The sequence below is a fragment of the Gluconobacter sp. P5B12 genome (assembly GCF_018812035.1).
Classification (GTDB): Bacteria; Pseudomonadota; Alphaproteobacteria; order Acetobacterales; family Acetobacteraceae; genus Gluconobacter.
In genome coordinates this window covers 1-546 of the sequence record NZ_JACRVV010000056.1, presented here as the reverse complement: position 1 = coordinate 546, position 546 = coordinate 1, and the positions used below count along the sequence as shown (strand labels likewise).

1 protein-coding gene is annotated in these 546 nt (G+C 43.0%); it reads right to left on the bottom strand.

Annotated features, from left to right (window positions below; translation table 11 throughout):
* Positions 1 to 5: 5 nt before the first annotated feature.
* Positions 6 to 338 (bottom strand): hypothetical protein, encoded by a 333-nt coding sequence (locus KP702_RS16040; protein WP_215769398.1) that lies wholly within the window; start codon positions 336 to 338, stop codon positions 6 to 8.
* Between the last annotated feature and the right edge of the window lie 208 nt (positions 339 to 546).

Genomic DNA, 546 nt, shown 5'->3' with positions numbered 1-546 from the left:
AACAATCATCTCTGGAAGGCAGTTTTTTTTGCACAAATCAGTCGGCCAAATTCGATGACTAAATCGTCTGCCACGTGCCGATCAACCACTTCATATGTCAGGGCATCATCGGTCAAATCCTGTCCATTGAAAAGGAAAGACATTCCCCCTGAAACACCCACCAAACGATCATGTTCTTCTGTTAGAGATCCCCTTACTGACGGACCAATTTGTCCGCCACTCCCGTCTTGTGAAGAAACTTTTTGCAACAAAAATTCCCAAGATGCCAAAAATGGTCGATTTGTTCCGGCCTGATTTGAGACAGTTTTCTGCGCAGACGAAGTTAGAAAATCGGCCATTTTCTGGGAATCCCTAATTGAGTTTCGGGTATTTTCGAACCTTTGCCCGAAATGACCGTTTTTGTCAACCTCGTCCCTTCAAAATTCATGAAGGTAATTGCAAAGATCTTCAACCAACGATCCAGTTTGGAAGGTCATTTATTTGATGTATTTGGAGTGGTTTATATGATCATCGGCTACGCTCGGGTTTCTACAGAAGAGCAAAAAC